The organism is Rothia sp. HMSC065G12 (assembly GCF_001811455.1).
GTDB classification, from domain to species: Bacteria; Actinomycetota; Actinomycetes; order Actinomycetales; family Micrococcaceae; genus Rothia; species Rothia dentocariosa.
Genome location: NZ_KV804813.1, coordinates 113,384 through 120,167, shown reverse-complemented (window position 1 = coordinate 120,167; position 6,784 = coordinate 113,384). Strand labels below are relative to the sequence as shown.

5 protein-coding genes and 1 tRNA gene are annotated in these 6,784 nt (G+C 56.2%); 2 read left to right on the top strand and 4 right to left on the bottom strand.

The genetic code is table 11. The features are described 5' to 3' along the window. Both HMPREF2804_RS03550 and HMPREF2804_RS03545 read left to right on the top strand, forming a co-directional pair. The coding region (locus HMPREF2804_RS03550) for an excalibur calcium-binding domain-containing protein (RefSeq protein WP_141750931.1) at positions 1–200 on the top strand (200 nt) is incomplete at its 5' end. 233 nt (positions 201–433) lie between these two features. Next, positions 434–856 carry a DoxX family protein gene (locus HMPREF2804_RS03545; RefSeq protein WP_048751375.1) on the top strand — a complete coding sequence of 141 codons (423 nt, stop codon included), beginning with the start codon at positions 434–436 and terminating at the stop codon, positions 854–856. A 216-nt stretch (positions 857–1,072) separates the two neighbouring features. On the opposite strand, the gene HMPREF2804_RS03540 is transcribed toward HMPREF2804_RS03545, so the two are convergent. The 4 genes from HMPREF2804_RS03540 to HMPREF2804_RS03525 form a co-directional block, all read right to left on the bottom strand. Further along, positions 1,073–1,146 (bottom strand) — tRNA-Leu (locus tag HMPREF2804_RS03540). Positions 1,147–1,214: 68 nt separating this feature from the next. After that, positions 1,215–2,597 carry an NAD(P)/FAD-dependent oxidoreductase gene (locus tag HMPREF2804_RS03535; RefSeq protein WP_048751316.1) on the bottom strand — a complete coding sequence of 461 codons (1,383 nt, stop codon included), beginning with the start codon at positions 2,595–2,597 and terminating at the stop codon, positions 1,215–1,217. 451 nt (positions 2,598–3,048) lie between these two features. Then, positions 3,049–5,649 carry a S8 family peptidase gene (locus HMPREF2804_RS03530; RefSeq protein ID WP_070627323.1) on the bottom strand — a complete coding sequence of 867 codons (2,601 nt, stop codon included), beginning with the start codon at positions 5,647–5,649 and terminating at the stop codon, positions 3,049–3,051. 40 nt (positions 5,650–5,689) lie between these two features. Continuing rightward, the gene (locus HMPREF2804_RS03525) at positions 5,690–6,646 is read right to left on the bottom strand and encodes a Ppx/GppA phosphatase family protein (RefSeq protein ID WP_070627320.1); all 957 of its coding nucleotides are present in this window, start codon (positions 6,644–6,646) and stop codon (positions 5,690–5,692) included. Positions 6,647–6,784: the final 138 nt, after the last annotated feature.

The following is a 6,784-nucleotide window of genomic DNA, read 5'->3' as shown; positions in this document are numbered from 1 at the left end:
CTCCTGTAGTCCCGGCGAGTGCCCCTGCTCCTGTGCCCCAGGTGGATGCACCTCCCGCGCAGAACCCCGCCCCGGCTTTGGCATTTCAAACCTGCGCTGATGCCCGTGCCGCAGGGTATCGTAATATGCACCGCGGTGCACCGGGATATTCCGAGCATCTTGACCGTGACGGTGACGGCATAGCATGCGAAGCACGCTAAGTTTCTGAACGTTACCTCCGTCTGCGCTCCCCTACAGATGCATAAACCCCCGCCCCGACAAGCAGTCAGGGCGGGGGTTTACTGTCACAATTCTTCATCTTGAGGCCCATATAGACTCTTTAAGAGTGCAGCATCACGCCGAACCTGTGTTTAAGCTGTGTAGAACCTATGTAAAAAAGATTTATAGATGTTTACCTTTGCTTGATAAAACTTTACCTGACAACCTTGTAGTTATGAAGAATGAAATAACTAAATCTGTTGGCACCCTAATTTTCCGCGTAGCGCTGGGCTTCACCTTTGTCATGCACGGTTTCCAGAAGGCATTCCTGATCGGTCCCGCAGCAGAAGGTGCAGCGTTCGCCAAAATGGGTATTCCTGCACCCGAGCTTTCGGCGTACTTTACCATTGGTGCCGAGCTTATTGGCGGAGCTCTCTTGATCCTTGGTTTAGGAACTCGTTTTGCGGCCGCCGCCATCGCAATCGCTATGGCAGGTGCTTTTATTTTTGTTCACATCAACGACCCCTTCATCACCGATCAGAAGACCGGCGCAGGCTTCGAGTACGTTTTCGTCTTGGGCATGGCAGCCATCATGTTCATTCTGACCGGTGGAGGCAGGTACTCACTAGATTCGTTCTTCAGTCGCAATGAGGCTTAACCGCCTGAGCGTTCTTCCAGAACGTATCTATCACTCATTCGTCTACCCACCCGGAAGGCGCCGTCGTCGCGACGGTGCCTTCTTTATATACCGTGGATTCTCCCCTACCCAGCGATCCCATGATTCTCATAAGGTAGAGATACGCTCGCCTCCCAAGGCATACAAATAGCCCGTCGCATCCGATAAAACATTTGGATGCGACGGGCTATTATAGCGTGCCCCCAGTGGGACTCGAACCCACACTGGACGGATTTTAAGTCCGCTGCCTCTGCCAATTGGGCTATAGGGGCAAAGTCTAAACCCGCAAGACCATTACTAAGAATAGCATTAGTTTGCGGGTTTCGACGCTTTAAGCTCGTTAGAGCTTTGCCTTAGTCTTCGCCGGTGCCGTTCCGGTAGCCTCTTGGAAAGCGAGACGCGGGGAACGCTGGTGGCGAATTGTCGTGGTGTCACGACCAAAGAGCTGGTTGAGCGCCCAGGTCGTCATAACGCGCACGGTACGCTCGGTCGTGGGGATTGCAGAACCGTGGTAGCCGCGGTGCATAATCCATGCGAGCGGACCTGCAAGGGTCTTACCTTTGAAGTTTGCAACGCCCTTCCACAGACCTAGACCGGCAACCACACCGATGGTCTCATGGTAGTAGTCGGTCAGAGGCTCGCCGCGGCGTGATGCCAGAATATTCTTGGCGAGAACCAAAGCCTGGCGAGATGCGTGCTGTGCGTTTGGTACGCAGAAGCCGCCCACGCCGCCTCCGGAAAGGTCGGGAACGGCAGCGTTATCGCCAGCCGCCCAAGCGCCCTCGACCACGCCATTATCGCCAGCCACACGCAGATCTGCGTTCACGCGAACGCGACCGCGCTCGTCGATCGGGAAATCAGTGTTCTTGAGCATCGGCGATGCAGCAACACCAGCAGTCCAAATGAGCGTATCGGTATCCATCTCACCAGCGGGCGACTTATCTGTCATGTTGATGAGCTGCAGGTGACCGTCGGTAGCGTCCGAGAGGGAGGTATTGAGCAGAACCTCAATGCCGCGAGCGCGAAGCTCAGCCACAACCTTCTCGGCACGGTCTTCCGGAACCTCCGGCATGATGCGCGGCGCAGCTTCGATCATCACGAAGCGCAGGTCAGATACGCTCAAACGGTCGTTACGATTAACAGCTTCGCGAGCCATGTCTTCCAGTTCGGAGATGGTCTCAACACCGGCGAAACCGCCGCCTACGACGACGACGGTCAGAGCGCGACGGCGTGCATCGGGGTCATCCAGTACGGAGGCAACCTCAATACGTTCCAGCACCCAGTTACGCACGGAGACGGCTTCTTCGACAGTCTTCATGCCGATAGCAACTTCGGCAAGACCGGGGATTGGGAACGCACGGGTCACGGCGCCAGCGCCGAGAATGATCTCATCATATTTCAGTTCGAAGGGTTCGCCATTGTCGATGGGCTCAACTGTAGCAGTACGCTCTGCATGGTTAACGGAGACAACATGCCCGGGAATCAACTCGGTATCGCGCAGGTGCTGGCGGAGCGGAACGGTAGCGTTACGGCCTTCCATCGAGCCCGCAGCGACTTCGGGCAAGAACGGCTGGTAAGTCATATAGGGGTTAGGCTCTACGATGGTTACCACGCCACCGGTCTGTTTGATAGCCTTCTGAATTTTCTTGGCGACGGTAAAGCCTACGTAGCCACCACCAACAATAAGAATACGGGGACGATCCTGTGCCTTATGAAACGACATATATTGCTACTTCCTAGATTTTGTTTACTCGCTGCCTTTAGCGCGCGAGCACTCAATGATACGTTCACATGCGCTTCCCAGGGTGCAGGATACATGGACATGTGAACGAACAGAAACTCTTAAGCTTTCTCCGTAAGCCCCGATGTTCGGTGCCGCAAACGCGAAAACACTATTTTTCCTGCATGTTGTATGCCACTATTTTACGCGTTTATCTCGAGGAAAACACATTTATGTAGGCATACGAAGTAAGGAAAACCGCCCTTGGATGATAACGTTTCGCGTTTATGCGCAAGATTTTGCCCCGTCAGCGGGGTTGCGTTCCGCATCATGTAGCGCGTCCTTAGGGTGTTTTAAACCTTTGCTCTACCCACAGACCGGGTGTTAGGAGTCACGAAGTTTTCTTCCACATTTTTATCGGAAATGTTTATTAACTGCGTGCTTTTCACCATCACTAGGAGGAGCTAGGATTCCGTGGCTCAGGTTCGTGAGCCGATGAAGGCTCTGGAATACCAGATTCCGGCGCGGCGGGTATTGAGGAACGCCCCGAAGCGGCACCCTGCGGACGAAGGCGCGACGAGTTAGCCGTCTTCTTGCGCGGCGTGCGCATATTATGCTTCTTCTGGGCGGAAGCGACCTTTCGCGGTGCTGAGGCCAGGCGACCGTCCTGCCCCGTAGGATTCTGTACGGATGCTGAACTCGCTGCCTCGTCAGGAACATCTGGAACACCTGTTTCCGGAACTTGACGCTTAATCCCGGAAATATGAGGCAGACGAGGTTTCCGATGCGGAGGTAACGGACCCCTACTTAAACGGTGGGCTCGATGCTGTGCCATACCGTTCTTCTGAGTGGGCCGGTGCGAAGCTTTCCCAATCGTATCTGCCGATATCTGTGACGCTTCAGGAACGGAGGATTCCTGCCCTACGGTCGAGTTAGCCGGCTCGGGGGCGGGACTCTGCGGGGTGCGAGATACGCCCTCGCTCTGAGCTACAGTCTGAGCCAAAGCAGGTTTTTCTGATTCCTGAGGTTCAGGTGTGATGGGCTTTTGCTCGGGCGCAGGCGCATTCCCCTGGTCTGCCGGTTGAGTCGCTTTCGCGGATGCGGCAGGAACCTGCGTTATCGTATTGTGCTGGTCGGTCTGCTGAGACTCTGCCGGTTTCTGCGTCTGAGGTAATGGCTGTCCTGTAGCCACCGTTGACTGTTCAGCCACGCTTGATGCTGATGCCGCAGGTTGTACTGCGCCGACGTTCTGTGCCGAGTCAACATTGTGCTCCGTTGTGCCAACGTTCTGCACGATGGCAGGAGGCTGCGTGGGCACGGCGCTCTGCTCGGTACCCGCTGCGACTGCGCTCTTCTGGGTTGCAGCCGCATCCTGCTGTTTATCTAAGTTCTGATCCGCCCCAGGTTGGAGACCGGAGGAGGGCGCTGACGGCACTGCGGCTGCGGCATCTGGTGCCGGGGAGGGAACAGAGGCAGGTACAACCTGTGTTTGTGCCTGCGCATCAGGCACAGCAGTCTCAGGTTCGGGGCTCTGGGGCGCGCTGGCAACGGGCGGCTGAATGGCAGGAGCGACCGGAGCAGGAGCATCCGGAACAGCAACCGAAGCTGCGGAAGGCTTGGAATGTGAAGCTTGCTTTGGCTCACCGTGCCCGTGCAGATGAGGATGCGGCACTACATTGCGTACATTAACGTGCAAGCGATGCAGACGACGAACACTGCGCACCGTGAGCAGCCCCAAAATCACGAAGAGAGCACCCACGATGATAAACGGCAAAAATCCGCGGTCCTCAACCGGGCGGCTGGGCTCTGGGATCTTCGCCTTAACGATAGTCTCGCCTTCTTCATGCACCGGTGTGGCCGAAGCATCGGCGGGAGTTGGCGCAGGCACCTCTTGACGGCGGTGCACGGCTATCCATGCCTTCAGCGACCCTAGCGGATTCTCCGTAGCATCCTGCGGAGTCGAAGAATCCAAGGCCATCAGCGGATTTATGATGCCAAACCCATACACCGGGTCACGCCCGGCAGCGCCAGTGTCGTCGGCGCTTTCAGTAATACGCTGAATAATCTGAGCCGCACTCAGATTGGGGTACTTAGACTTAATCAACGCCGCAAGACCGGAAACCAGCGGAGCGGACGCCGAAGACCCCGACCATATCATGTACTTATTCCCCGGCGCGGCAGCAATCATATCGTTGCTCGGCGCCGTCACACCAATAGAAATACCCTGAGTCGAAGAGCCCTTGGAAGCCTCACGCTGACGATCCACGCCGCCAACCGTCAGTACCCCCGGAATAGTCGCCGGGGCACCCACCTGGGTAATACCGCTGCCACGGTTACCGGCGGATGCTACGACGACCACGCCCTTCTCTTCGGCGTAGGCAAAAGCATCGTCCCAGCTCTTGGGCCAGGTCGTCTTATTCGAGCCAATAGAAAGATTGATGACCTGCGCGCCATGATCTACCGCATAACGCACGGCGGCGGGAATCTGCTCATCAATACTTTTCTCAGCATTCGAGACCATGTTAAGGGAGATAGGCAGAATCTTGGCATCCGGCGCCACGCCGATAACGCCCGCAGGTTTACCAGGCTGACCGGCAATCTTAGGAATACCGGAAACATTATGACCGTGGCCGGCAATCAGGGATGCAACTTCGGTGCCGTGCATGGGTTCTACACCCAGCCCCTGCCAACCGTTAGGAGAGCCCTCGCCAGAAGCGTCATAACCCTCCAGCACATTATCTACGAGATCCGGGTGGGTGCCGTCGACACCGGTGTCAATGACGGCAACCGTCACACCCGATCCCGTCGATTGTTTCCACGCATCCACAATCCTGTAGTCGGTAAGCCAATATTCGTGCTGACGAACGTCGTCCTTACCTAGAACAGCTGCTTCAGCGGGAGTGAGCGTTATAGGGGTTGGTGAGGCCGTCGGAGCGGCAGATGCAGGAGCTCCGGACAGGGCTAAACCGGTCGCGAGCGCCCCGCATCCGAGAAGCGCTACGACCCGACGTATGCTTGTGCGCGTCATCATGACGATGTGGTTGGAACGCGTCATACCTGTGTACCTACCGTCGTTGGGTGTTAGTTGTACATGCTTAACGTACCTGGGATAGCGCTATGCCGTCCAGAATGTCATGTTCGCTCACCGTCACAGAATCGATGTTTCCTTCGGTGATCTCACGCAAACGAGTCATGATACGGGCGTAAATGGTAGCCCCGGCGCCAATAACATCAACCCGACCGGGGTGCATATACCCCAGCGCGGCGCGCTCCTCGCGGGTCATAGAACGCAGCATCTCTGCCGTTTTCTGCACCGTATCTACAGAGATGGAAGAACCGTTAATAGCCTCGGAATCATAGGTCTTTAGCCCCAATGCTGCGGCGGCGATAGTGGTTGCAGTACCGGCAACGGCAACGGCCCGGGTAGCCTTTTCGAGAGGAACGCTCTGCAATACGCTGTCGATTGCCGCATCGGTGTCAGTTTCAACACGTTGAATCTGATCCGAGGTTGCAGGGGCAGATGCCATATGCCGTTCGGTCAGGCGCACACACCCGATATTTACGCTTCTTGCCGCCTGCACGCCGTCTTCGGTCCCAAGCACAAATTCGGTAGACCCGCCGCCCAGGTCAAAGACTACGGTCTTAGACTCATCGGCGCCGACCGCCAGTACAGCACCCGCAAACGACAGTTCCGCCTCTTCGTCGCCGGTAATCACCTCGGGCTCAATGCCCAGAATGTCACGAATACCATCCATAAAAACCTGACGGTTTCCGGCATCGCGGGTGGCACTCGTCGCCACGAAACGAAGCTTCTTGGCCTTATGTTTACGTAATAGTTTTGCGTATTCCCGCGTTGCCTCAAAAGTGCGGTCCAAGGCCTCTTGAGCAAGCCATCCAGTGGCATCAACCCCCTGCCCCAAGCGGACGATACGCATCTGCCGCACCACGTCGTTGAGACGGGTTACCGTGCTACCGTTAACGGTTTCGGTGCTGGCGTCAGCGATCAGAAGACGGATAGAGTTGGTACCGCAGTCAATTGCGCCAACACGCATAATGGGCTCCAATCCACGCAAGGCGTGAGGTTCTTAAGGTTATCTAGCCTGCCGCAGGTTAATACGTCGAGCTACTTACATATTAGGGGCCCGTACCAGTTACAGTGAACGGCACGGGTAAAGTTCTTAAAAATGGCT